The organism is Streptomyces sp. NPDC050287, assembly GCF_044459385.1.
Taxonomy (GTDB): Bacteria; Actinomycetota; Actinomycetes; order Streptomycetales; family Streptomycetaceae; genus Streptomyces.
Map to the genome: position 1 here is coordinate 387,842 of NZ_JBITIY010000004.1, position 21,978 is coordinate 409,819.

At 70.4% G+C, this 21,978-nt stretch carries 20 protein-coding genes and 1 pseudogene; 12 read left to right on the forward strand and 9 right to left on the reverse strand.

The genetic code is table 11. The features are described 5' to 3' along the window. Positions 1-154 precede the first annotated feature (154 nt). The 4 genes from ACIBK3_RS16680 to ACIBK3_RS16695 all read left to right on the forward strand — a co-directional run bounded on the left by ACIBK3_RS16680 (position 155) and on the right by ACIBK3_RS16695 (position 2,738). Positions 155-649: a MarR family winged helix-turn-helix transcriptional regulator gene (locus ACIBK3_RS16680; protein WP_399366162.1), complete on the forward strand. Its 495-nt coding sequence runs from the start codon at positions 155-157 to the stop codon at positions 647-649. Positions 650-801: 152 nt separating this feature from the next. Beyond that, a complete protein-coding gene (locus tag ACIBK3_RS16685; RefSeq protein WP_399366164.1) occupies positions 802-1,428 on the forward strand; it encodes a DsbA family protein in 627 nt (208 codons plus the stop codon). Between the two features lie 33 nt (positions 1,429-1,461). Continuing rightward, on the forward strand, positions 1,462-2,268 hold the full coding sequence (locus ACIBK3_RS16690; protein ID WP_399366166.1) for an MBL fold metallo-hydrolase: 807 nt from the start codon (positions 1,462-1,464) through the stop codon (positions 2,266-2,268). 35 nt (positions 2,269-2,303) lie between these two features. After that, positions 2,304-2,738 (forward strand): nuclear transport factor 2 family protein, encoded by a 435-nt coding sequence (locus ACIBK3_RS16695; protein WP_399366167.1) that lies wholly within the window; start codon positions 2,304-2,306, stop codon positions 2,736-2,738. 13 nt (positions 2,739-2,751) lie between these two features. On the opposite strand, the pseudogene ACIBK3_RS16700 reads toward ACIBK3_RS16695, so the two are convergent. The 3 genes and pseudogenes from ACIBK3_RS16700 to ACIBK3_RS16710 all read right to left on the reverse strand — a co-directional run. Further along, positions 2,752-3,134: pseudogene (locus ACIBK3_RS16700) on the reverse strand (chlorophyllase); the annotation flags it as partial. Between the two features lie 223 nt (positions 3,135-3,357). After that, positions 3,358-3,780 carry an MFS transporter gene (locus tag ACIBK3_RS16705; protein WP_399366168.1) on the reverse strand — a complete coding sequence of 141 codons (423 nt, stop codon included), beginning with the start codon at positions 3,778-3,780 and terminating at the stop codon, positions 3,358-3,360. Positions 3,781-4,021: 241 nt separating this feature from the next. Next, positions 4,022-6,610, reverse strand: coding sequence for a YfhO family protein (locus ACIBK3_RS16710; protein WP_399366170.1), 2,589 nt, complete (start codon positions 6,608-6,610; stop codon positions 4,022-4,024). Positions 6,611-7,346: 736 nt separating this feature from the next. Here ACIBK3_RS16710 and ACIBK3_RS16715 point away from each other — a divergent pair. Continuing rightward, on the forward strand, positions 7,347-8,048 hold the full coding sequence (locus ACIBK3_RS16715; RefSeq protein WP_399366171.1) for a hypothetical protein: 702 nt from the start codon (positions 7,347-7,349) through the stop codon (positions 8,046-8,048). On the opposite strand, the gene ACIBK3_RS16720 is transcribed toward ACIBK3_RS16715, so the two are convergent. Both ACIBK3_RS16720 and ACIBK3_RS16725 read right to left on the reverse strand, forming a co-directional pair. Further along, on the reverse strand, positions 7,976-8,485 hold the full coding sequence (locus ACIBK3_RS16720; protein WP_399366173.1) for a hypothetical protein: 510 nt from the start codon (positions 8,483-8,485) through the stop codon (positions 7,976-7,978). The genes ACIBK3_RS16715 and ACIBK3_RS16720 overlap by 73 nt on opposite strands. Positions 8,486-8,551: 66 nt before the next feature. Continuing rightward, a complete protein-coding gene (locus tag ACIBK3_RS16725) occupies positions 8,552-9,790 on the reverse strand; it encodes an ROK family protein (RefSeq protein ID WP_399366838.1) in 1,239 nt (412 codons plus the stop codon). Positions 9,791-10,176: 386 nt separating this feature from the next. Here ACIBK3_RS16725 and ACIBK3_RS16730 point away from each other — a divergent pair, with 386 nt between their 5' ends. Genes ACIBK3_RS16730 through ACIBK3_RS16745 form a run of 4 tightly spaced genes read left to right on the forward strand, consistent with a single transcriptional unit; the run spans position 10,177 to position 16,532 of the window. Next, on the forward strand, positions 10,177-11,556 hold the full coding sequence (locus tag ACIBK3_RS16730; protein ID WP_399366175.1) for an extracellular solute-binding protein: 1,380 nt from the start codon (positions 10,177-10,179) through the stop codon (positions 11,554-11,556). After that, entirely contained in the window at positions 11,553-12,488 is a 936-nt protein-coding gene (locus ACIBK3_RS16735; protein ID WP_399366177.1) for a carbohydrate ABC transporter permease, read from the forward strand. Before ACIBK3_RS16730 ends, ACIBK3_RS16735 begins: the two co-directional genes overlap by 4 nt. Continuing rightward, positions 12,488-13,381, forward strand: coding sequence for a carbohydrate ABC transporter permease (locus tag ACIBK3_RS16740; protein WP_399366178.1), 894 nt, complete (start codon positions 12,488-12,490; stop codon positions 13,379-13,381). Before ACIBK3_RS16735 ends, ACIBK3_RS16740 begins: the two co-directional genes overlap by 1 nt. Positions 13,382-13,433: 52 nt before the next feature. After that, positions 13,434-16,532: an alpha-mannosidase gene (locus ACIBK3_RS16745; protein ID WP_399366180.1), complete on the forward strand. Its 3,099-nt coding sequence runs from the start codon at positions 13,434-13,436 to the stop codon at positions 16,530-16,532. On the opposite strand, the gene ACIBK3_RS16750 is transcribed toward ACIBK3_RS16745, so the two are convergent. Continuing rightward, a complete protein-coding gene (locus ACIBK3_RS16750) occupies positions 16,519-16,965 on the reverse strand; it encodes an ATP-binding protein (RefSeq protein WP_399366182.1) in 447 nt (148 codons plus the stop codon). The genes ACIBK3_RS16745 and ACIBK3_RS16750 overlap by 14 nt on opposite strands. 312 nt (positions 16,966-17,277) lie before the next feature. Between ACIBK3_RS16750 and ACIBK3_RS16755 the strand changes: the two genes are divergently transcribed. The 3 genes from ACIBK3_RS16755 to ACIBK3_RS16765 all read left to right on the forward strand — a co-directional run bounded on the left by ACIBK3_RS16755 (position 17,278) and on the right by ACIBK3_RS16765 (position 19,311). After that, positions 17,278-18,150: a helix-turn-helix domain-containing protein gene (locus tag ACIBK3_RS16755; protein ID WP_399366184.1), complete on the forward strand. Its 873-nt coding sequence runs from the start codon at positions 17,278-17,280 to the stop codon at positions 18,148-18,150. Further along, positions 18,147-18,398, forward strand: a complete 252-nt coding sequence (locus tag ACIBK3_RS16760; protein ID WP_399366186.1) for a DUF397 domain-containing protein — start codon at positions 18,147-18,149, stop codon at positions 18,396-18,398. The genes ACIBK3_RS16755 and ACIBK3_RS16760 overlap by 4 nt, the downstream gene beginning before the upstream one ends. An 88-nt stretch (positions 18,399-18,486) precedes the next feature. Further along, positions 18,487-19,311: an SAM-dependent methyltransferase gene (locus tag ACIBK3_RS16765; protein ID WP_399366188.1), complete on the forward strand. Its 825-nt coding sequence runs from the start codon at positions 18,487-18,489 to the stop codon at positions 19,309-19,311. A 46-nt stretch (positions 19,312-19,357) separates the two neighbouring features. On the opposite strand, the gene gap is transcribed toward ACIBK3_RS16765, so the two are convergent. The 3 genes from gap to ACIBK3_RS16780 all read right to left on the reverse strand — a co-directional run bounded on the left by gap (position 19,358) and on the right by ACIBK3_RS16780 (position 21,926). Beyond that, positions 19,358-20,356 carry a type I glyceraldehyde-3-phosphate dehydrogenase gene (gene gap, locus ACIBK3_RS16770; RefSeq protein WP_399366190.1) on the reverse strand — a complete coding sequence of 333 codons (999 nt, stop codon included), beginning with the start codon at positions 20,354-20,356 and terminating at the stop codon, positions 19,358-19,360. A 114-nt stretch (positions 20,357-20,470) separates the two neighbouring features. Beyond that, on the reverse strand, positions 20,471-21,427 hold the full coding sequence (locus ACIBK3_RS16775; RefSeq protein ID WP_399366192.1) for a GlxA family transcriptional regulator: 957 nt from the start codon (positions 21,425-21,427) through the stop codon (positions 20,471-20,473). A gap of 58 nt (positions 21,428-21,485) precedes the next feature. Further along, positions 21,486-21,926, reverse strand: a complete 441-nt coding sequence (locus tag ACIBK3_RS16780) for an OsmC family protein (RefSeq protein ID WP_399366194.1) — start codon at positions 21,924-21,926, stop codon at positions 21,486-21,488. Positions 21,927-21,978: the final 52 nt, after the last annotated feature.

A 21,978-nucleotide genomic window follows, 5' to 3' on the forward strand; every position in this document is an offset into this window, starting at 1 on the left:
ACAGTGCACCTGTCGTCAGCGGCCGGGCGTGCTCGGGTGTCTGGGCGCGCATCGGTCCTCCTCCGCTCACCGATGAGCGGCAGGCGCGACCAGCCACGACCCAAGGCATGATCGGTACGGTGGCACCCGGGACGACACGAGGGGCGGCGAGGCCGTGAGCGAGCAGGCGGGGATAAGGAACGCGAAGGAGGCCGCGGGCCACGAGCTGATCCTCGCCTTCGGGCGGCTGCAGGGCGCGGCCAACCGGCTGGAATACATCCTCGGGCGGGCCCTGGAGGTGGAGTGCGGGATCAGCCATCTGATGTTCGAGGTCCTGCTGATCCTCGGGCGTGCCGGCACCCCGGGCCTGTCGATGCGGGCCATCGCCCAGGAGCAGGTCCTGACGACGGGCGGCGCCACCCGGCTGGTGGACCGCATGGAGGCGGCGGGGCTCGTGGCACGCGCGGAAGCCCCCGACGACCGGCGCGCGAAGCTGGTGCGGCTCACTGCGCTGGGCGAGGAGACGGCGGTCCGCGCTTCTCGGGTGCACGTGGAGAACATCAAGCGGTACTTCATGGAACCGCTGCCGTCCGAGGACCGTGCGCGGTTCGCGGAGGACCTTCGCATCCTCAGCCACTCGGCCCGGGACAAGCTGCCCCGCCTGCCCTGACCCGCACTTCGACGGCAGCGCTGGTTCACCGACGCCAGCAGCGTGACTGTGGCGCAGTTCACAGAGCCGGGGAAATATCTGACACGTCAGTTACTGTTCTGTCAGATGAATCGCCCGCATCGGGTGGGCGCCGTTCCCTGTCGAGGTCCTCGGTGAAGCTGGTCTACGTTTTCGATGCCTACTGCGGCTGGTCGCACGGCTTCTCCGGAACGCTGCGCGAGGTCGTCTCCCGCCACCCCGGGCTGTCGGTGGACGTGGTCTCCGGTGGCCTGTTCACCGGCGAGCGCCGCGTACCGCTGAGCGACTTCGGCTACATCGAGCAGGCCAACGCCGACATCAGCCGGATGACCGGCGCCGTCTTCGGCGAGGGATACCGACGGCTCGCCGCCGAAGGATCGTTCGTCATGGACTCCGAGGCCGCCGCCCGCGGCGTCGCCGCCCTGCGGCGCAGCGCCCCCGACCGGGCGGTGGAACTCGCCATGGCACTGCAGCACGCCTTCTACGTCGACGGACACAGCCTGTCCGATCCCGCCACCTATCGGCAGCTCGCCGAGGCCGCGGGGCTGGACGCCGACGCCGTGGTGGCCGCCTTCGAGTCGCCCGACGCCCGGGAAGCGGCCGGCGCCGACTTCCGCCGCAGCGCCGAGCTCGGCGTCACCGCCTTCCCCACCCTTCTCGCCGTCGACGGCTCGCGTGCCGTCCCGGTGGCCCGCGGCCATGCCACCGCCGACGAGGTGGACCGCCGCCTCGCTTCCCTCGGCGCCCCCCGCTCGTCCTGACACGCCACCCACCACCCCTCCCGAGGAGCACCCATGAGCACGCTCTCCTTCACGGTCCTGGACCTCGACTTCCCCGCCGGCACCAAGAACAAGACCGCCACCCTCGTCACCGGCGAGAGTGAGGCCCTGCTCGTCGACGCCGGCTTCACCCGGGCCGACGGCCACCGGCTGGTCGCCGAGATACTCGACTCCGGCAAGAAGCTGACCACCGTCTTCGTCAGCCACGGCGACCCCGACTTCTACTTCGGCGCCGAAGTCCTCGCCGACGCCTTCCCCGACGCCGCCTTCGTCGCCACCGACCACGTCATCGAGCACATCCAGCACTCCTACGAGGGCAAGCTCAAGGCATGGCAGGCACTGGGTCCGAACCTGCCCACCCGTCTGGTGGACCTCGAGCCGCTGGCCGACGGCCTCACCTTCGAGGGGCACCGCTTCGAGCTCAAGGGCGGCGGCGCTCAGCTGCCGGACCGCCACTACCTGTGGCAGGCCGAGCACCGCGCCCTCCTCGGCGGTGTCCTGCTGTTCCAGCAGGAGCACGTCTGGGTCGCCGACACCGCCCAGCCCGAGCAGCGCGCTGCCTGGATGACGCTGCTGGACGAGATGGCCGCCCTCGACCCGCAGCTGGTCGTCCCCGGGCACCGTCTTCCCGGCACCCCGGCCGACGCCTCCGCCATCACGGCCACGCGGGACTACCTGACCGCCTTCGAGGAGGAGTTCGGCAAGGCCTCCGACTCAGCCGCGCTGACCGACGCGCTCGTTCGTCGCTACCCCGACCACGGCATGCTGATCGCCGCGCAGATCGGTGCGAAGGTCGCCAAGGGCGAGATGGCCTGGGGCTGACCATGATGACCACGAGCACTGCGACGAATGCTGCGATGAATACGTCGACGGCCCCACCGAGCGCCGGCTTCGCGAGCTCCGATGCCCCCGCCGACGTCGTTCGCCGGCAGTACCTGGCCTCGGCGGCCGGCGACCTGGAGGCCCTGCGCGCCACCCTCGCCCCCGACGTCGAGTGGACGGAGATGGCGGGCTTCCCGCTGGCCGGCACCTACCGCACTCCGGACGGCGTCACCTCCCACGTCATGGAAAGGCTCGCCCAGGACTGGGACGGGTGGACCGCGCACGACGACACCTACGTGGTCGACGGTGAGAACGTCGTCGTCCTCGCCCGCTACACCGCCGCCAACAAGGCGACCGGCAAGCAACTCGCCGTCCGCGTCGCCCACCACTTCGTCGTCCGCGGCGGAAGGATCGTCCGCTTCGAGCAGTTCGTCGACACGGCACTCGTCCGCGACGCGATGACGAACTGAGGGGCCGCGCCTCTCAGGCCTTCTTGGATTCCACCCGTCCGAGCGGGCTCGGGCCCGCCGTCAGCGCGTCACACGCCGCCTGCCGGGCGGAATCCCCGGGGTAGAGCTCGGTGCGCAGGTAGGCCCAGGTGAGCCGCTGGACCGCGGCGACTCGCTCTGGGGTCTCGTCCGTGGTATCGGCGACGTCGTACCCGGAGACCCCACCGAGCCCGTGCTCTGCGTCGAACAGGGTGAACAGGGACTTCGGCCCGGGGAAAGGACGTATGGATCGGCGTGCCGTTCCGGGCCCCGGACCGTCAGGTGCGCAGAGGCGTCCTTGTCGCCGGCGACCACCAGCGCGGGTGTCGTCACCCTGGAGAAGTCCGTGGTCGAGAAGAAGGGCAGGTTCTCGGCCACGGACACGGCCGGTTGCGCAGCAACTGCCGTATCCCCTCAGGGGACTGGCCGTCAGGTCCGTTCGCGTGCCGCCGTGCACCGCGCACCAACAGTCCGACCGTCCCGGCGGCGACGACGAAGGAGATCGCGTCCGCCAACACCATTGCGCGGTAAGCCTGTTGTGAGGCGAGCCCGAGGAGAACGCCCGCGAGCAGCGTGCCGGCGCCGGTGCCGGCCGCTCGGATCATGCCCGCCCGGGCGAACCACTGGTCGCCGGCCGGGCCGCCGCCTGGTCGGCGATCAGCGCGAACACCGAGGACCAGTACACGCGTAGCCCCACCGCCTCGACCAGCGCCGCGAGGAACAGCGACGCCGGACCGGCCACTGCCAGGTACAGGAAGAACCCGGCGGCCTGCAGCAACTGCCCCGCGATCACCACCGGCCGCGGCCCGATGCGGTCGACGATCCGCCCGACGAGCAGCGGCAACGGGAGCGAGGAGGCGGCAGCGGCGGTCATCAGCAGGCCGACGCCGGTCTGCGACAAGTCGGTGACGGTGAGGAAGTAGACCATGGACAGCGGGAGACAGAGCCCGGTGCCGATGGCGTCGATGGCCAGCGCCAGGGGTATCGCCCAGGCCGCGCCGTCACGGGCCCGCGGCCCTCTCACGGTGTGCCGGGTCCGGCGAACACGCCACCGCTCCGTCGCACGGGTCGGCCCTCTCCTTCTGTGCGGGGGGCATCGGAATCCGCCGGACACGCCCGCGCCCCCCCTTCGCAGGGCGCGTGAGCAGGCCAAGGCCGCGAGTTCGGCGAGCCCCACGTTGTAACCGCCGGCGTACGCCGAAGTCAACGCAGTTCGGAGGCAGCCTTGGCCGACGTCCGCCCGGTGAACGGTGGAGAGGACCGACTCACCGGGCTTCGGGGCTCCGCGGCCTTCGCCGTCGACGGACGACGGCGAGGGTGCAGAGCAGCAGCAGCGTCACCAGCGACACGGCGCCCACACTCATGCCCAGCCGCAGGCCCGGCGTATGGAACGTGCAGGAGACGCTGGTCGCGGAGGCGTTCAGGGATACGGCGATGAGGCCGTAGTACTCCCCCGCGGGTGTGGCCCCCGCGTCTCCCGTGGCGCAGCGCCAGCCGGCGATCCGTGGTGCCGCGATGACGGCGGTGCCCGTGGTGCCGGCGGGGAACTTGGCCCGGATCGTGCCGCCGGAGACGGTCACGTCGGTGGCGCCGGTGGTGGTGAGGCGTTCGACGGCGGTGTGCAGCCGCGTGGTGTCCAGGCAGCCGACCGCGCCGTCCGGGATGGTGCTCGGCTGGTTGGGAGACAACTCGATGGTCAGCCGTCCGGACACCGGGACGGTGCCGAGCCGCGCCATGGCAGCGATCTTGGTGACGGGGTCGGACCGGAAACGTCCGGTCAGGCCATGGGCCCCGGCGCCGGTGAGTCGTGCGGTGCCGGCGAAGTGCGGTGTCCACAGGTACACCTCACTGTCTGCCGGGCACTGGGCCGTGATGGTGGGCTTGCGTACGGTGGTTCCGCGCCCGAGAGCGCCGATGCGTACGCCCGGCCGGTCGCCGTCGACACGCTGCGGTGGCTTGCCGGTTCCGGTGCGGACGGTGAGCCGGGGCACGGTGTAGACACGGGTGCCCAGCAGCAGTTCCTGGTTGCGGTAGGGCGAGGGCCCGAACGCGGACACGCGCGTGCGGGCGGTGGCGGCGGACGGTCGTACGGTGACCAGCGGCGGTACCTCCTGCCGGGACACGGTCACCCCGCTGCCGTCCTGCGGGAACCAGTTCTGGTGCGGGTCCGGCGGGGAGTGCACCCGCGCGCCGACGGAGAAGATCGCGTCCGTGACGGCGTTGTCCAGGCTCTGCAGGCTGCGTCCCCCCGATGTCCAGCCGCCCCCGAGGGCGGTGAGGGTGCGGAAGAGGATGTCGGAGGTGTGGCTGCTGTAGTACTGGGCTCCCTGACCGCCCACCAGCAGCGGGTCGTTGCCGACGGTCTGCTCGCGGCCGGGGTCGGTGCGGTAGCGGGGCCAGCCGTCGGCCTCGGCGATCGCCTCCGCCTGCTGCTGCCGCCGGTCCCCCCAGGGCGCGTAGTCGTCCATCTGCGCCAGCCGCATCCGGGTGGTCACGGCGGCGGTGGCGGTGGTCTCCCCGAGTTGTGTGCCCACCAGCAGCAATACGGCGAGGACGGCCGGCCCCGTGCGCCGCCCGCCACCGGCGGCACGCCTGCCGTTCGTACGGGCGAGCAGGACCAGTCCGCCCAGCGCGCCCGCGACGGCCGTCAGCAGGATCGGCCACACGAAGGGCCGTACCAGGTCGCTCCGGCTCGCGTAAGCGGTGATCAGGGCGAGCAGCGCGGTGGCCGCGACCAGGGCCCGCCGGCCGGGTGGGCCGTAGGAGAGGGTGTGCCAGGCGGCGATCACCAGCAGTGCGCACACCACGAAGGTCTCGCGGTACGAGCTGCCCTGCGGCGGGGTGAAGGCGTGCCACATCAGTTGGGTGGGGGCCCACTGCATCGACAGTGTCACCCCCACCATGAGCACCGTCCAACCGATGCGCACCTGCCGGGGCGCTGTCCGGTGGAAGGGCAGGGCGAGGGCGAGCAGCAGCGCCGTGGTGCCCACGTAGAGGGCGGGCGAACCGAAGCTGTACGTCGTCGGCAGCAGGCGGGCCAGCAGGTCCTGCGTCGCCACCGGTGTGAAATCGGTGAATCTGCCCGGGGAGGCGTGCGTCGTGCCGAAATACACGACCGTCACCAGCGGCGCGGCCAGTCCCATTCCGAGTGCCACGGTCAGGCCGCCGCGTCCCGCCACCGCGAGAATGCGGCGGCGCGGCGGACCGGAGAGCAACAGCCTCAGCAGCAGCACGAGAACGGCGGCGAGGGTGGCCATATAGGCCGTATAGAAATTGGCGATCCAGGCGGCCGCCACGACCACCACCCCGAGGACCGGACGGCGTCCGTTCAGCACCCATTCGCCGACCAGGCACAGCAGCGGAAGGGCGATCAGCCCGTCGAGCCACATCAGGTTGTAGACGGCGCTCGCCACGGTCCAGCCGCACAGGGCGTAGGAGGCGCCCAGCAGTCCCGCCGCCCACCACCGGCCGGGGCGCAGAGTCAGCAGCAGACAGGCCATGGCGGCGGCGGCGCACGCGATCTTCAGCACGGTGATGACATAGACCGCGAGATCGATCTCGTCGCGCGGAAACACCCCCACGAGCAAGGCGAACGGGCTGGTGAGGTACGTACCGAGGTCAGGCAGGAAGCCGGCGCCGTATCCGGACTGCCAGTTGAAGAACAGTCCGCCGTCGGCCCGTCCGTGCAGCAGGTCCCACAAGTGCGCGTGGAAGGGCACGTACTGGTTGCCCAGGTCGTTGACGCTGCGGGTGCGCCAGCCGAAGGGGTAGCTACGGGCCACGATGTCACCGGCGCACAACACGCTCACGGTGAGCAGCGCCGCGAACAGGGCGGCGGCCCGCCTGGCGCGCATCGGGCGCGGCAGGCGGAGCCACCCGAGGCGGTCGTGGGACCGGCCCGGTGGCGGACCGGCGGGCATTCCCGGTCCGGGCACCTCCGCCGCGGGTATGGAGGGCCCCTCACCGCCGAGGCCGACATCGGTCTGCAACTCCGAACGGGCCGCCGGTCTCATACCCGGCCCCCGTCCGCTCGTCGCTGTGCGCTCCGGTGCGCGGCAACGCCGTGAGCCACGGCCCCGCGCAAGGTCAGACAATCCATAGGTGACAGGCCCTCAGAACATCCGGGACGCAGAGCGTCCCGACCGGGGACCGCAGCCCCCGTGCGTCGTCAATTCGCCGAATTAGACAGGCCCTGTTCCCGGTTGGTTGTGCCGCCGACGGAAAAAGACAGAGGGGATGTGGAATCGGTGCCTGCCCATGCACGAATTCAGTTACCACCAAGGAAACAGAAGATGTCCGGCACACCATTGACACGTTAAGGGCGTACCCTTTCAACTCCCTTCAATGAATGACTCATGGCTCGCCGATCCGTGCTCTTTCGCACCCCGGCCGCCGTGGCGCGCGGGCACACTGACGAGTGACTCAGGCTGCACAGGTGCGACACTCCGCATCCGGTTGTCCGTACTATCGCTACGGTTAAGGCTCCATGTACTGCAGGTGCTGCCAACTCGGGCCGACCGTCCGGGACAGCGCCCGCACGCAGTCGGGTCCTTCCACTGCGGCCCATGCCGAGGAAAGGTTGTGCATCGCATGTCCGAGACCACCTCCCCCACCGAACTGACCTCGCAGTACACCGCTCAGGTCACCGCCGACCTCGAACGCAACACCAAGGAGCAGGAACGGATCGGCGCTGAAATCGCCGCCCTCCAGGAGCAGTTGACCGCTCTGCAACGCGACCACCAGGTGCTGGTCGGCATCCAGCAGGTGATCGACACCGCACCGCCGTCCGCCCCGTCCGAGCCCGCGGCGACGGCGGACACCACCGCCGTGCCCGCACCGCGCACAGAGACAGCCACCGCCCCGGCCACCGCAACACGGAAGCAGACGAAGACGAAGAAGGCCGGCTCGGCCTCCCGTCGTGGCCCGGCAAAGAAGTCCGCCGCCGCACCTCCCGCGGCCAAGGCCGCGCCCACCGCGGGCAAGGCCGCACCCACTGCGGCCAAGAGCGATGCCGCCAAGACCAAGCAGCCGAAACTGGTCGACCTGGTCCGCAGCCACCTCGCCGAGCAGAGCGAACCGCGCTCGGCGGCCGAGATCGCCACGGCCCTCGGCCAGGCCCATCCCGACCGCAACATCAAGACCACGGTGATTCGCACCACCCTGGAAGGGCTCGTCGCCCGCACCCAGGCGCAGCGCTCCAAGCAGGGCAGCTCCGTCTACTACACCTCCCCGGAGACGGCCGAGGAGTCCACCTCGTCGCAGCCGGAGAAGCCCGCAGCCGCCGACGCGTAACCCTCCGCCGGCGAAGGCGTGGGCGGGGGACTCGGCAGTTGGCGGTGACGGGGACCGATCGGGTCGTCGACGCGGACCGTGCCTCGGTGGGGCGGCCGGCATCGGTTCAGGTGAGCCGGGTGGCTGCCGGGGGACCCGGTCTCGACGGTGGCGCGCAGGCCACAGGCGTGACGTTCGACGGAGAGTACGTCGAGGGTGGCGTCCGTCAGGTGGGGCGGGACCGACGCGTCCCGGCGCACGGCGTCGATCCGGATCTCGTACGGCGCGAAGGCGAGCGGCACCTGCACCGCGCGCCCGCTCGTCCGGTGGACGGGTGCCGGCGCGGTCCCACCGGCCGCCGGGTTCCACAGCGCCGGGACACCCGCGGCGGGCAGGACCGCCGTGGTCCGGACGGCCGTGCCGCTCTCGTGGCCGAACAGGAAAAGCGGTGTCCTCACCCCGGGTGACCCGCAGGGCACGGATCGCCTCCCGACCGACCAGTCACCGACAGCAGGGCGTCGCTGTCACCCGGACACATCCGTCAGCATCCGCCACCCCGGCGCGTAGTTGCCGTGCAGCACCAGCGAAGCCGCCCCGACGGCACCGACCGTGTCGCCGATGACGCTCTGTTCGACGGCGACCGCGCGGATCGTGCGGGCGACCGAGGTGCGGTTGACGGCGGCGTCGATCTCCTCGCGCATGATCGGCTCGATGCCGTGCAGTGCCTCACCGCCGAGGACGACCCGGCTGACGTCGAGCAGGCTGGCGGCTCCCCGCGCCGCCTCTCCGATGCGGCGCGCGGCCCGGCGTATGACGTCACAGGCATCGGGGTCGCCCGTGCGGGCGGCGCGGCGCAGGGCCTTCCAGTCGTGGTGCACCGAGTCGGGTGAGCCGGTCAGGCCGATGCGGTCGGCGGCGGCCCGGCCGTGCAGGCGCAGCAGGTCGTCGATGAGGGCGGGCGGGCTGCAGTACGGGCCGAGGCAGTCGGTGGCGCCGCAGTGGCAGACACGGTCGCCGGGCTCCACCGCCATGTGGCCGAACTCGCCGGCGTTGCCCGAATCACCGTGCAGGACGGTGTTGTTGAGGACGATGCCGGCACCGATGCCCGTGCCGACATAGATGAAGAGGAAGCTGCCCGCACGGTCGGCGCCGCCGATCCAGCGCTCGCCGATGGCGGCGGCCGTGGCGTCGTTGTCGAGGGCGACGGGCAGACCGGTGGCCTCGGCGAACATGCCGGCCAGGGGAACCCGGCCCCAGCCGGGGAAGTTCGGCGGGGACACCACGGCCCCGGAGGTGCCGTCGAGCGGGCCGGGGGCGGCGATGCCCAGGCCGAGCAGGCGGGCGCGGTCAACGCCGCTGCGGTCGACGAGCCGTCCGGCGGCGCGCGCGACCCGGTCCACGACATCGGCGGGGTCGGCGGGGTCGGCGAGCCGCAGTCGGCGGCCTCCGACGACATCTCCGGCCAGGTCGACCACCACGATCACCGCGGCCTCGGGGTCCAGGTGGACACCGACCGCGAAGGCTCCGTCGGCCCGCATCGACAGCAGGGTGCGGCGCTTGCCGCCACTGGACGGTGCCTGACCGGACTCCGCCACCAGACCGGCGTCGAGCAGCTTGCGCACGACATTGGAGACGGTCTGGTTGGTCAGGCCGGTGAGTGCCGCCAACTCGACCCGGCTCACCTGCCCCGTGGTGCGGATGGCGTCCAGGACGACGGCCTGGTTGTAGCCGCCGACCCGCGGCAGGTTCGTCCCGCTGAGCATCGTCACCTGTCGGTCACCTGAACCCCTCACGTCAGCCCTGTCCATCCCTCGACGCCCGCCCCGCACCCGTCGGCATGCGCGCGCGCGTACGGTCCGCCGGGACCACCGCGGCCCCGACTCCCTGCACCTGACAGGCCCTGTCCACCGCTCTCGACGGCGCCCCCGGGGCCCCCGGCGAGCACTCCCGTGGGCGCTCCAGGGCGAAAGTTTACACGTCGGAAGCATTGACTTCATCCATCAATTGGATTTAGCTGACGCCACCAAGTCGGACCTATCAGGCCAGGCAGCGCAAGGTGGCGCCATGCATGGGGCGTCGTGCGACCTGGTCTTGTCGCCCGGAAAATTCGCGGCTCTCCCTCAGGTTTCACGTTCCCGGAGGAACCACTGTGCGCGTCAGACTCGTCACCGCCGCGGCCCTCACCGCCGCCACCGCCCTGGCCGTCTCCGGCTGCGGCTCGGGCTCGTCAGGAAGCTCGGCCAAGTCGGTCAAGGTGGTCTACTGGCAGAACCTGGACAGCACCAACAAGCTCCAGGCCAACTTCCTCGCCACCATGGTGAAGCAGTTCACCAAGGCCAATCCGGGCACCAAGGTGACCCTCGTTCCGGTGACCTCCTCCGAGAACGACTACTACACCAAGATCCAGCTGATGATGCGCTCCCCCTCGACGGCGCCCGACCTGATCTACGAGGACACCGCGCTGATCAACTCCGACATCGCGGGCGGCTACCTCAAGCCCCTGGACACCTACACCGCGAAGTGGGCCGACTGGTCGCAGTACGCCAAGGCCGCCAAGGGGGCGGTCACCGGTGCCTCCGACGGCAAGATCTACGCCGTACCGGACGACACCGACACCCGCGGGATCTGGTACAACAAGCAGCTCTTGCAGAAGGCCGGGATCCCGGTGCCCTGGCAGCCGAAGACCTGGGCCGATGTGATCGCCGCCGCCAGGAAGGTCAAGGCGAAGCTGCCCGGTGTCACCCCGCTGAACCTCTACACGGGGCAGGCGGGCGGCGAGGCGTCCTCCATGCAGGGCTTCGAGATGCTGCTGTACGGCACCCCGGCCGGCGACAAGTCCCTCTACGACGCCTCCCAGAAGAAGTGGGTCGTGGGCAGCAAGGGCTTCAAGGACGCGCTGGACTTCGTGCACACCCTCTACAGCCAGGGCCTCGGTCCGTCCAAGGAGCAGGCGCTCGGCGCCAACTTCGGGACCGCCGTGGGCACCGAACTCATTCCCGAGGGCAAGCTGGCCATCGACATCGACGGCTCCTGGATGCCCAACAACTGGAGTTCCGCGGCGGCCAAACCGTGGAGCGAGTGGCAGTCGGTGATCGGCACCGCGGCCATGCCGACGCAGAACGGCCAGGCGCCCGGTCGTACCAGCATGTCCGGCGGGTGGGCCTGGTCGATCCCCGCGAAGGCCAAGAACCCCGATCTCGCCTGGAAGTTCCTGTCGACCACACTCCAGACGAAGACCAACGCCGCTCAGTGGAACGCCACCAACGCCAACATCGCGGTGCGCACGGACGTCGCTTCGGACAAGACGTACCTCGACTCGGTGCCGACCAACAAGTTCTTCACCGAGCTGGTCGCCGACACCCACTACCGGCCGGGACTGCCCGCCTACAACCAGGTCTCGACCGCGATCCAGAAGGCCATGGAGTCCGTGACCACCGGTCAGGCCTCGGTCGACAAGGCCGCCGGCACCTTCGATAACGATGTCAAGGCGGCCGTCGGCGACGACAAGACCGTCGAGAGCACTTCGTGACCGCGATCGCCCCGTCGCCCGGAGGGACCGGCGGTCACCACCGCCGGTCCCTCCGGGCGGCGCCCCTTCCCGCCGTCCGCACGCTGCTGCGCGGCCTGCCGACGTTGCCGGCCGTGATCCTGCTGACCGTCTTCCTGGCCGGACCGATCGCCTACTGCGTGTACTACGCGTTCACGAACATGCAGCTCACCGGGGCCTCCGGGACCAGCTTCGTCGGCTGGGACAACTTCACCAGAGCGCTCAAGGACTCCGACTTCGTCAACTCGGTGAAGCTGACGCTGGTCTTCGTGGTGGGCTCGGCGGTGATCGGCCAGAACACGCTCGGGCTCGCCCTGGCCGTCCTGATGCAGAAGGCCACCAAACCGGTGCGGGCGCTCATCAGCGGTGTGGTCATCGCCGCCTGGGTGCTGCCCGAGGTGGTCGCCGGCTATCTGATGTACGCCTTCTTCTACGACCAGGGCTCACTCAACTCGCTCCTGGACGCCGTGCACCTGCCGCAGCAGAACTGGCTGTACACGATGCCGATCCTGGCGGTGTGCCTGGCCAACGTCTGGCGCGGCACCGCGTTCTCGATGATGGTCTTCACCGCCGCCGTCAACGACGTGCCGCAGGAGTTGCTGGAGGCCGCCGAGATGGACGGTGCGAACGCCTGGCAGCGGCTGTGGCGGGTCGTCCTGCCGGTCATCAGGCCGTCGATCCTGACCAACCTGATGCTGATCACGCTGCAGACGCTCTCCGTCTTCGGCCTGATCTACACCATGACGCGCGGCGGACCGGGCAACAAGAGCGAGACCCTGCCGATCTTCATGTACCAGCAGGCCTTCCAGAACAGCCTGATCGGCTACGGCACCGCCATCGCGCTGGTGCTGCTGGTGGTCGGCGCCCTGTTCTCCGTCGTGTACATCCGGCTGCTCAAACTGGAGGAGGACTGATGGCCGCCGTCGCCACGCCGCCGACCGCACCCGCCCGGCGGGCGGCCGTCACCGCACCCGGCCCCGCTCGCCGCCGCCCGCGCCGGGGCCGCGTCGCGGTCAACGCCGTCCTGCTGGCGGTGTCGGTGCTGTACGTGCTGCCGCTGCTGTGGATGGTCCTCGCCTCGGTGAGCGACACCAACAGCTTCCGGCTGACGCTGCCCTCGTCGCTGACGCTCGACAACTTCGACGCGGTCCTCGACGTCGACACCACCTACCGGCCGATGCTCAACAGCCTCCTGCTGTGCGGCTTCGGGACGGCGGTGACCGTGGTGGTGTCGGTGCTGGCCGCCTACCCGCTCTCGCGCTACCGCTCCCGCGTACGGCGACCGTTCCTCTACGCCATCCTGTTCTCCACCGGCCTGCCCATCACCGCGGTGATGATCCCGGTGTACAGCATGTTCGTGCAGGTCGACCTGATCGACTCGATGCCCGGCACCACGCTGTTCCTGGCCGCCTCCGCGCTGCCCTTCGGGATCTGGCTGATGAAGAACTTCATGGACGGCGTACCGGTCGTCCTGGAGGAGGCCGCCCGGATCGACGGCGCGAACACCATGCAGGTGCTGTGGAGAGTGGTGCTGCCGCTGATGCGGCCCGGCGTCGTCGTGGTCACCATCTTCACGTTCATCGGCATGTGGGGGAACTTCTTCGTTCCCTTCATCCTGCTGCTCTCCCCGGAGAAACTTCCCGCGTCCGTCAGCGTGTTCACGTTCCTCAGCGCCCACGACCAGACGCAGTACGGGCAGTTGTCGGCGTTCTCGCTGCTGTACTCGCTGCCCGTCGTCCTGCTCTACCTGCTGCTGGCCCGCAAACTCGGCGGCGGCTTCGCCCTCGGCGGCGCGCTCAAGGGCTGACTCCCTCTGACGTGCCCCTCGGCTCCCCCCACCTCCACGGAGAAGACACTTCATGCACAACGACCGTGCCGTCACCGAACAGCGGCTCGCCCGCGTTCTGAACGAGCGCATCCGGCCCGCCGTCCATGCCAGGTCCGTCCCCCTCGACGTGCGGGTCTGGAACGTCCCCGGCGAGCCAGTGCCGGTGTGCGAAGGCCTGGCGGCCCCCTACCGTCCGGCCCGTGTCGGCGACCTGTGGGGACCCGCCTGGTCCACGAGCTGGTTCAAGGTGACCGGCACGATCCCCGACCGGTGGGCCGGCGAGCGGGTCGAGGCCGTCCTGGACCTCGGCTTCGCCACCCACTCCCCCGGCTTCTCCGCGGAGGGCCTGGTCTACGGCGCCGACGGCACCGCCGTGAAGGCACTCAACCCGCGCAACACCTGGCTGCCCGTCACCGAACAGGCGCTGGGCGGTGAGGACTTCACGGTCTTCATCGAGGCCGCCGCCAATCCGGTCGTGCTGCACACCCTCCCCGGCGAGTTCACGTTCGGGCCCACCTCGGTGGGTGGCCGTGCGCCGTGGCTGGGCGACCCGGCCGCCGACCCGGGCGAGCCCCTGTACCGGCTGCGGCGCCTGGACCTCGCCGTCTTCGACCAAGGCGTCTACGAACTCGTACAGGATCTGGACGTGCTGGGGCAGCTGATGCCCGAGCTGTCCCCGGACGATCCGCGCCGCTGGCAGATCCTGCGGGCGGTCGAACAGGCCCTGGACGCGGTGGACCTGCGGGACGTCGGCGGCAGCGCGGCAGCCGCGCGGGCCGCTCTCGGCCCCGTCCTCGACGCACCCGCGCACGCGAGCGCGCACCGCATCTCCGCGGTCGGGCACGCGCACATCGACACGGCCTGGCTGTGGCCGCTGCGCGAGACCGTACGCAAGGTCGCCCGTACCGTCTCCAACGTCACCCATCTCATGGACACGGAGCCGGAGTTCACGTTCGTGATGTCGCAGGCGCAGCAGCTCGCCTGGCTCAAGGAGCACCGGCCCGAGGTGTACGCGAGGGCCCAGGAGAAGGCGAAGAGCGGGCAGTTCCTGCCGGCCGGCAGCCTGTGGGTGGAGCCCGACACCAACATCTGTGGCGGCGAGGCCCTGGTGCGTCAGTTCGTGCACGGCAAGCGGTTCTTCCTGGAGGAGTTCGGCGTCGAGACCGAGGAGATGTGGCTGCCGGACACCTTCGGTTACAACGCGGCCCTGCCGCAGCTGATGAAGCTGGCCGGAGTGCGCTGGTTCCTGACGCAGAAGATGTCCTGGAACACCACGAACAAGTTTCCCCACCACACGTTCTGGTGGGAGGGCATCGACGGCACCCGGATCTTCAGCCACTTCCCGCCCGTCGACTCCTACAACGGCGAGTTGTCGGGTGCCGAAGTGGCCCACAGCGTACGCAATTTCCAGGACAAGGCCGGCGCCAGCCATTCGCTGATCCCCTTCGGCTACGGCGACGGCGGCGGGGGCCCCACCCGCGAGATGCTCTCCCGCGCCGCACGCCTGAAGAACCTGGAGGGCTCGGCCCGGGTGGAGATGGAGAAGCCCGCCGACTTCTTCCAGCGCGCGCACGCCGAGTACGAGGACAACGGCGGCGCCCCGGTGTGGTCCGGGGAGCTTTACCTGGAGTTCCACCGCGGCACCCTCACCAGCCAGCTCGCCACCAAACAGGGCAACCGGCGCGGCGAACACCTGCTGCGCGAGGCCGAGTTGTGGGCGGCGACGGCCGCCGTACGCCACCGGTACTCCTACCCGTACGGCGCCCTGGACCGGCTGTGGAAGACGGTGCTGCTGCACCAGTTCCACGACATCCTGCCCGGGACGTCGATCGCCTGGGTGCACCGCGAGGCGGAGGATACGTACGCGGCCCTTGCCCGGGAACTGGAGGAACTCATCGGCGCGGCCCAGCGGACGCTGGCGGGTCCGCCCGGCGGCACTGTCGTGTTCAACGCCGCCCCGCACGCCCGCGGCGGTGTCACGGCGCTCGGCGCCTGCCCGCGCCCCGAGACCGCGGACGCTCCCGTGGAGCCGGTCGTGGACGGCATCGGGTTCGCCCTCGACAACGGCCTGGTGCGGGTGGTCGTGGACGACCGCGGCTTGATCACCTCCGCCTACGACCGCACCGCCGGCCGCGAGGCCCTGGCGCCCGGCGCGGTCGGCAACCTGCTGCAGCTGCACCAGGACTTCCCCAACCAGTGGGACGCCTGGGACATCGACGTCTTCTACCGCAACACCGTCCGCGACCTCACCGAAGCGGAGTCCGTCACCTCGATCGGCGACGGCATCCGCGTGGTCCGCGTCTTCGGCGCGTCGCGGATCGAGCAGACCCTGACCCTGCCCGCCGGCTCCCGGCAGCTGGTGATCGACACGGTCGTCGACTGGCACGAACGGGAGAAGCTCCTCAAGGCCGCCTTCCCGCTGGACGTACGGGCCGCCCACTCGACCGCCGAGATCCCCTTCGGGCACGTCGAGCGCCCCACGCACACCAACACCAGCTGGGACGCGGCCAAGTTCGAGGTCTGCGCCCACCGCTTCCTGCACGTCGGCGAGCCCGACTGGGGCGCCGCCCTGGTCAACGACTCCACCTACGGGCACGACATCACGCGTGAGGTGCGCCCCGACGGCGGTACGACCACCACGGTCCGCCTCTCCCTGCTGCGCGCCGCCGTCTTCCCCGACCCGGACGCCGACCAGGGCACCCACCGGCTCGGCTACGCCCTGGTGATCGGCGCCGATGTCGCCGACGCGACCCGTGAGGGCTACCGGTTCAACCTGCCCGAGCGCACCGTGCCGGGCAGCGCGACCGTGGCCCCCCTGGTCTCGGTCGACCACGCGGGAGTGATCGTCGAGGCCGTCAAGCTCGCCGACGACCGCACCGGTGACGTCGTCGTCCGTCTCTACGAGTCCCGCGGCTCCCGCGCCCGAGCCCTCCTCAGCACGGGCTTCCCCCTGGCATCGGTCACCGCGACCGACCTGCTCGAGCGCCCCCTCGATGACCCGACGTCCCACCAACACACCGGCGAGGGCGTCGAGTTGACCCTGCGTCCCTTCCAGATCCTCACACTGCGCCTGCGGCCCGAAACGGCAGCACAGCCACACAGCCGGACAGCCGCTGTCAGCCAGGAATGACCAAGGTCGCCCACACCGCGTTGCCGCCGGTGCGCCGGGAGCGGTCCACCCCCCAGGTGTGTGCGATCTCCTGGACCAGGAACAGCCCGCGGCCGCCCTCGTCCTCGGGTCCCGGCTCGCACCGGGGCAACGTGCCGACCGTGTAGGCGTGGTCGTGCACCTCCAGGCGGAGGCAGTCGTCCGCGACGCGTCCGATGCCGCACAGGACGCTCGCGCTCGGTGTGTGGCACACCGCGTTGGTGACCAGTTCCGACACCAGGAGCACCGCGTCGGCGGAGGTCTCGGCTGGCAGCCGCCAGGCGGTCATGCGCGCGTCCATCGAATGGCGGGCCACTCTGACACTGGATCGGTGCGCGGGGAGCTCGATCCAGTGCGCGCGTTCCGGGCCCGCGACATCCGAGAGTTGGGGGGAAGAAGTCGTGTGGGGGGACACGCTTGTCGCCTTCCATCAAGAGGAGCGCAGGGAGAGCCGGGCAGCCAACGAGCCCGCCGGGAAGGGGGTGGTCCCGGAGCAGAGGGCCAGTTGGATTCGAAGTGTGGCTGCGCGTCAACTCCGCGTAGTGGTGCGGTGATTGACGACGGTGCCCTCGCGTCCGAAGGAACCGCTTGCACACGTAACTATGCTCGTAGTCGAGTTCACACTGCAACCGGCTCCCTGATAATTTCAGGAAGACGGTATCCGTTCGGCAGTTCATCAAGTCACTGTCAGACTGGCGCCGGTGACACATTCTCAGGAGGTAGCGCAGTGAGCGACGCTCGTTCCGGTGCGGGCACCAGCGCGCCGACCGTCCTGCGCATGATCCTCGGCCGCCGGCTCCAGGACAGACGGCTCGGCGCGGACATGTCTCTGGACGACGCGGCCAAAGCGCTGCGGGTGACGTCACTGACCATTCGCCGCCTGGAGAAGGCGGAGGTCGCGCTCAAGCCCCTGTACGTGGAGAAGCTGCTGCAGACGTACGGGGCCGGCCAGCAGGAGATCGACGAGTTCGTCGAGCTGGCCGAGCGGGCCAACGAGCCGGGCTGGTGGCACGCCTACCGCGACGTGGTGCCGAGCTGGTTCACCGCCTACGTGAGTCTGGAGAGCGGGGCCAAGACCCTGCGTACCTACGAGCCGCAGTACGTCACCGGGCTGCTGCAGACGCACGGGTACGCGCGCGCCATCCTGCGCGGGGGCTTTCCCAACGACAGCGAGGAGGACCTGGAGCGGCGTGTCGACCTGCGGCTGCGGCGCCAGAGCCTGCTGGAGAAGGCCGACGCTCCGACCCTGTGGGTGGTGATGGAAGAGGCCGTCCTGCACCGGGTGGCGGGCGGCAACGAGGTCATGCGGGAGCAGATCGAACGACTCCTGGAGGTCTCGGAACTGGAGCACGTCAGCGTCGACATCGTGCCGTTCTCCGCGGGGGCACACGTCGGGGCGTGCGCTCCCTTCACCTACTTCCGGTTCGAGGAACCGGAACTGCCCGACGTCGTCTACAGCGAGATCCTGTCCGCCTCCGTGTACCTGGACCAGCGCTCCGATGTGGCCGCCCATCTCGAGGCGCACAACCGGATGTCCCTTCTGACCTCCTCCGCTCAGAGCAGGGCACTGCTGCATCGCATGCGCAAGGAGTACTCATGACCTTCGCCGACGCCAGCGTGTACAACGGAATGCCCGCCTCCGAGCTCGGCGAGCAGGGCTGGGAGTGTCCCTGGAGCGGCCCCAACGGGGGCCAGTGCGTGGAGACCAAGCGACTCGCGGACGGCCGCGTCGCGTTGCGGCAGTCGACCGATCCCACCGGCCCCGCACTGATCTACACACCCGAGGAGATCTCCGCGTTCGTCCAAGGGATCAAGAAGGGCCTGGCCGATCATCTGACGGCCCGCTAGAGCGAACCACAAGCGGGAAGGATCCGAGCCTGCCCTGGCCGCGACCCGCCCGGCACACCGCGTACACCACCGAAGGGGACAGGACAGCATGAGCAGCACCCACGCCGCACGGGGCATCGACACCAGCAGGCCGCACTCCGCCCGCATGTACGACTACTACCTGGGCGGCAAGGACCACTTCGACATCGACAAGCAGGCCGCCGAGACGGTCGCCGCGGCTTACCCCGGCATCTTCGTGTGCGCCCGCGAGAACCGGGCCTTCATGCACCGTGCCACCCGTGTCCTGGCTCAGGAACACGGCATCCGTCAGTGGCTCGACATCGGCACGGGCATTCCCACCGAGCCGAACCTCCACCAGGTGGCCCAGAGCGTGGTCGCCGAAGCGCGTGTGGTGTACGCCGACAACGACCCCCTGGTCCTCAAGTACGCCGAACGCCTCATGCGCAGCACCCCCCAGGGCCGCACCACGTACATCGAAGCGGACGTCAACGACCCGGAGGCCCTGCTCAACGCCCCCGAACTGGCCGAGGTCCTGGACCTGAACCGGCCGGTGGCCCTGTCGATGAACGCGCTCATGCACTTCGTCACCGACGCCCAGGACCCGTACGGAATCGTGGGCCGCCTGCTCGGCGCCCTCCCCTCGGGCAGCGCCCTGGCCCTCAGCCACTGCACGCCCGACTTCGACCCGGCCACCTGGCAGAAGGTCACCGACATCTACACCGCCGCCGGGACGCCGGTGCAGTTCCGCTCCCAGAAGGACGTCGCACGCTTCTTCGACGGCCTCGACGTCCTCGACCCCGGCATCACCGTGGGCCACCGCTGGCGCCCCGACGCGCCGAACGGCGACGAGCCCGCGGAGGAGCTCACGGACGCCACCGTGAGCCTGTGGACCGGGGTGGGCATCAAGCCCTGAGCCGGGTCCGGCGGCCCGTGCGGCGATGCCGCCCCTGACGCGCGGGTCAGCGGGCGGCGAGCAGTTCCAGCGTGTCGATCACCCGGTTCGAGAAGCCCCACTCGTTGTCGTACCAGGCGACCACCTTCACATGGCGGCCCTCGACCCGGGTGAGGGCCGAGTCGAAGATCGACGAGGCCGGGTTGCCCGTGATGTCGGAGGACACGAGCGGGAAGTCCGAGTACTCCAGGACGCCGGCGAGCGGCCCCTTGGCGGCGGTTCGGTACGCCGCCAGGACGTCGTCGCGCGTCACGTCGCGGGCCACTGTCGTGTTGAGCTCGACGATGGAGCCCACCGGAACCGGCACGCGGATCGAGTCGCCCGACAGCTTGCCGTCCAGGTTCGGCAGCACGAGGCCGATCGCCTTGGCGGCGCCCGTCGTGGTCGGCACGATGTTGACGGCGGCGGCCCGGGCGCGCCGGGCGTCACGGTGCGGACCGTCCTGCAGGTTCTGCTCCTGCGTGTAGGCGTGCACCGTCGTCATGAAGCCGTGCTCGATACCGGCGAGCTCGTCGAGTACGGCGGCCAGCGGCGCCAGGGCGTTGGTCGTGCACGAGGCGTTCGAGACGATCGTGTGCAGGTCGGGGTCGTACGCGCCGGTGTTGACCCCGAACGCGAGCGTGACGTCGGCGCCGTCCGACGGCGCGCTGACCAGCACCTTCCGCGCGCCCGCGTCGAGGTGCGCGCGGGCGGCCTTGGCCGAGGTGAAGCGGCCGGTCGCCTCCAGCACGATGTCGACCCCCAGCTCGGCCCACGGCAGATGCGCCGGTTCGCGCTCGGCGAGCACCTTGATGCGGCGGCCGTCGACGACGAGGGTGTCCCCGTCGACGGTCACCGGACGACCGAGCCGGCCGGCGGTGCTGTCGTAGGCGAGCAGTCGCGCGAGGGTGGCGGGTTCCGTGAGGTCGTTGACGGCGACGACTTCGAGGTCGCTGTCGCGTTCGAGCAGGGCGCGCAGCGTGTTGCGGCCGATGCGGCCGAATCCGTTGATGGCGATACGAGTCATGAATGGTGTCCCTTCCGTTCGCCACCAGGCTCGCTCGCGGCGTGTGCCGCTGACAGTGGCGTGATCGCCATGGTTCAAAAGGATCGCGCCACGCTGGACCGCGCTGCTTCCGGGTCACTCGCCCTGGGCGAAGGTGCGCCGGTATTCGCTCGGGGTCGTGCCGAGGATGCGCTGGAAGTGCAGCCGCAGATTCGCGCCGGTGCCGAGGCCGACGTCGGCGGCGATCTGCTCGACGCCGCGCTGCGAACGCTCCAGCAGCTCGCGGGCCATGTCGATACGGGCCCGCATCACCCACTGCATCGGCGTGTACCCGGTCTCCTCGACGAAGCGCCGCGAGAACGTGCGCGCGGAGACCGCGGCCTGCCGCGCGAGTATCTCCAGGGTGAGCGGCTCGCCGAGCCGGCGCAGCGCCCACTCACGGGTGGCGGCGAACCGCTCACCGAGCGGCTCGGGCACGCTGCGCGGAACGTACTGCGCCTGACCGCCGCTGCGGTAGGGGGCCGCGACCAGGCGCCGGGCCGCGTGGTTCGACGCGGCCACGCCGAGGTCGCCGCGCAGGATGTGCAGGCACAGGTCGATGCCCGAGGCGGCGCCGGCCGAGGTCAGCACGCTGCCCTCGTCGACGAACAGGACGTTCTCGTCGACCCGGACGTGCGGATGCCTCGCCGCGAGTGCCCGCGTGTAGTGCCAGTGTGTCGTTGCCCGCCTGCCGTCGAGCAGACCGGTGGCGGCGAGCGCGAAGGCGCCCGTCGAGATGGCGGCGAGCCGTGCGCCCCGCTGGTGGGCGGCGATCAGCGCGTCCACGACGGCCTGCGCCGGGTCGTCGCGGTCCGGGAACCGATAGCCGGGAAGGAACACGATGTCGGCCCACGCGAGCGTGCCGAGGCCATGAGCGACGTGGTACGACAGGCCGTCGCCGCCGGCCACCAGACCGGGTGCCGCGCCGCACAGCCGCACCTCGTACGGCATGCTCGCGCGCGTGGAGAACACCTGCGCGGGGATACCGACATCGAGCGGCTTCGCTCCGTCGAGCACGAGAACGGCGACGCGACGCAGGGGGGAGGCTGACACGGGGAAAGGGTACGCAGCGGCGCGGGCTGTGGTTCGACGGCAGGGGACCTCGGCGAGGTCAGACGTCCTCGACGGTCGCGGTGACCGGCGTGCCGGTCTCGACCGTGCGGCTGACCGTGCAGAGCCGGTCGTGGGAGGTCTTGACCGCCCGGGGCAGGATCGCCCGGGCACGCTCGGCGCCTTCGCCGTCCGCGAAGGTGACGGAGAAGGTGACCGCGAGATCGGTCATCCGGTTGCCGAGCTCATCACTGATCTTGTTACCGGTCACCGCGACGGAGAACCTGGTGGGCTCCGCGTGGCGGCTGGTGGCGATGTCGACGTCCACCGCTGTGCAGCCTCCGAGCGCGGCCAGCAGCAACTCGACCGGGGTGAAGTCGGTGTCCCCGTCAGAACCGGAACCGGTACCGAAGCTGATGGTGCCGCCGCGGGCGTTCGTCGCGGTGAAGTGGCCGGTGCCGGTTCGCTCGATGGTGACGGAGCGCAGGGAGTTGTCGTTCATGCCGACGACCCTACTGCCGGCCGGACCTGCGTGAGCGCCCCCGTCCGAGGAC

Excerpts from the sequence above, each read along its gene's own strand:
- ACIBK3_RS16690 (WP_399366166.1), top strand. The coding sequence starts at position 1,462 with ATGAGCACGCTCTCCTTCACGGTCCTGGACCTCGACTTCCCCGCCGGC.
- ACIBK3_RS16695 (WP_399366167.1), top strand. The coding sequence starts at position 2,304 with ATGAATACGTCGACGGCCCCACCGAGCGCCGGCTTCGCGAGCTCCGAT.
- ACIBK3_RS16710 (WP_399366170.1), bottom strand. The coding sequence starts at position 6,610 with ATGCGCGCCAGGCGGGCCGCCGCCCTGTTCGCGGCGCTGCTCACCGTG.
- ACIBK3_RS16715 (WP_399366171.1), top strand. The coding sequence starts at position 7,347 with ATGTCCGAGACCACCTCCCCCACCGAACTGACCTCGCAGTACACCGCT.
- ACIBK3_RS16725 (WP_399366838.1), bottom strand. The coding sequence starts at position 9,790 with ATGCTCAGCGGGACGAACCTGCCGCGGGTCGGCGGCTACAACCAGGCC.
- ACIBK3_RS16740 (WP_399366178.1), top strand. The coding sequence starts at position 12,488 with ATGGCCGCCGTCGCCACGCCGCCGACCGCACCCGCCCGGCGGGCGGCC.
- ACIBK3_RS16745 (WP_399366180.1), top strand. The coding sequence starts at position 13,434 with ATGCACAACGACCGTGCCGTCACCGAACAGCGGCTCGCCCGCGTTCTG.
- ACIBK3_RS16760 (WP_399366186.1), top strand. The coding sequence starts at position 18,147 with ATGACCTTCGCCGACGCCAGCGTGTACAACGGAATGCCCGCCTCCGAG.
- ACIBK3_RS16765 (WP_399366188.1), top strand. The coding sequence starts at position 18,487 with ATGAGCAGCACCCACGCCGCACGGGGCATCGACACCAGCAGGCCGCAC.
- gap (WP_399366190.1), bottom strand. The coding sequence starts at position 20,356 with ATGACTCGTATCGCCATCAACGGATTCGGCCGCATCGGCCGCAACACG.
- ACIBK3_RS16780 (WP_399366194.1), bottom strand. The coding sequence starts at position 21,926 with ATGAACGACAACTCCCTGCGCTCCGTCACCATCGAGCGAACCGGCACC.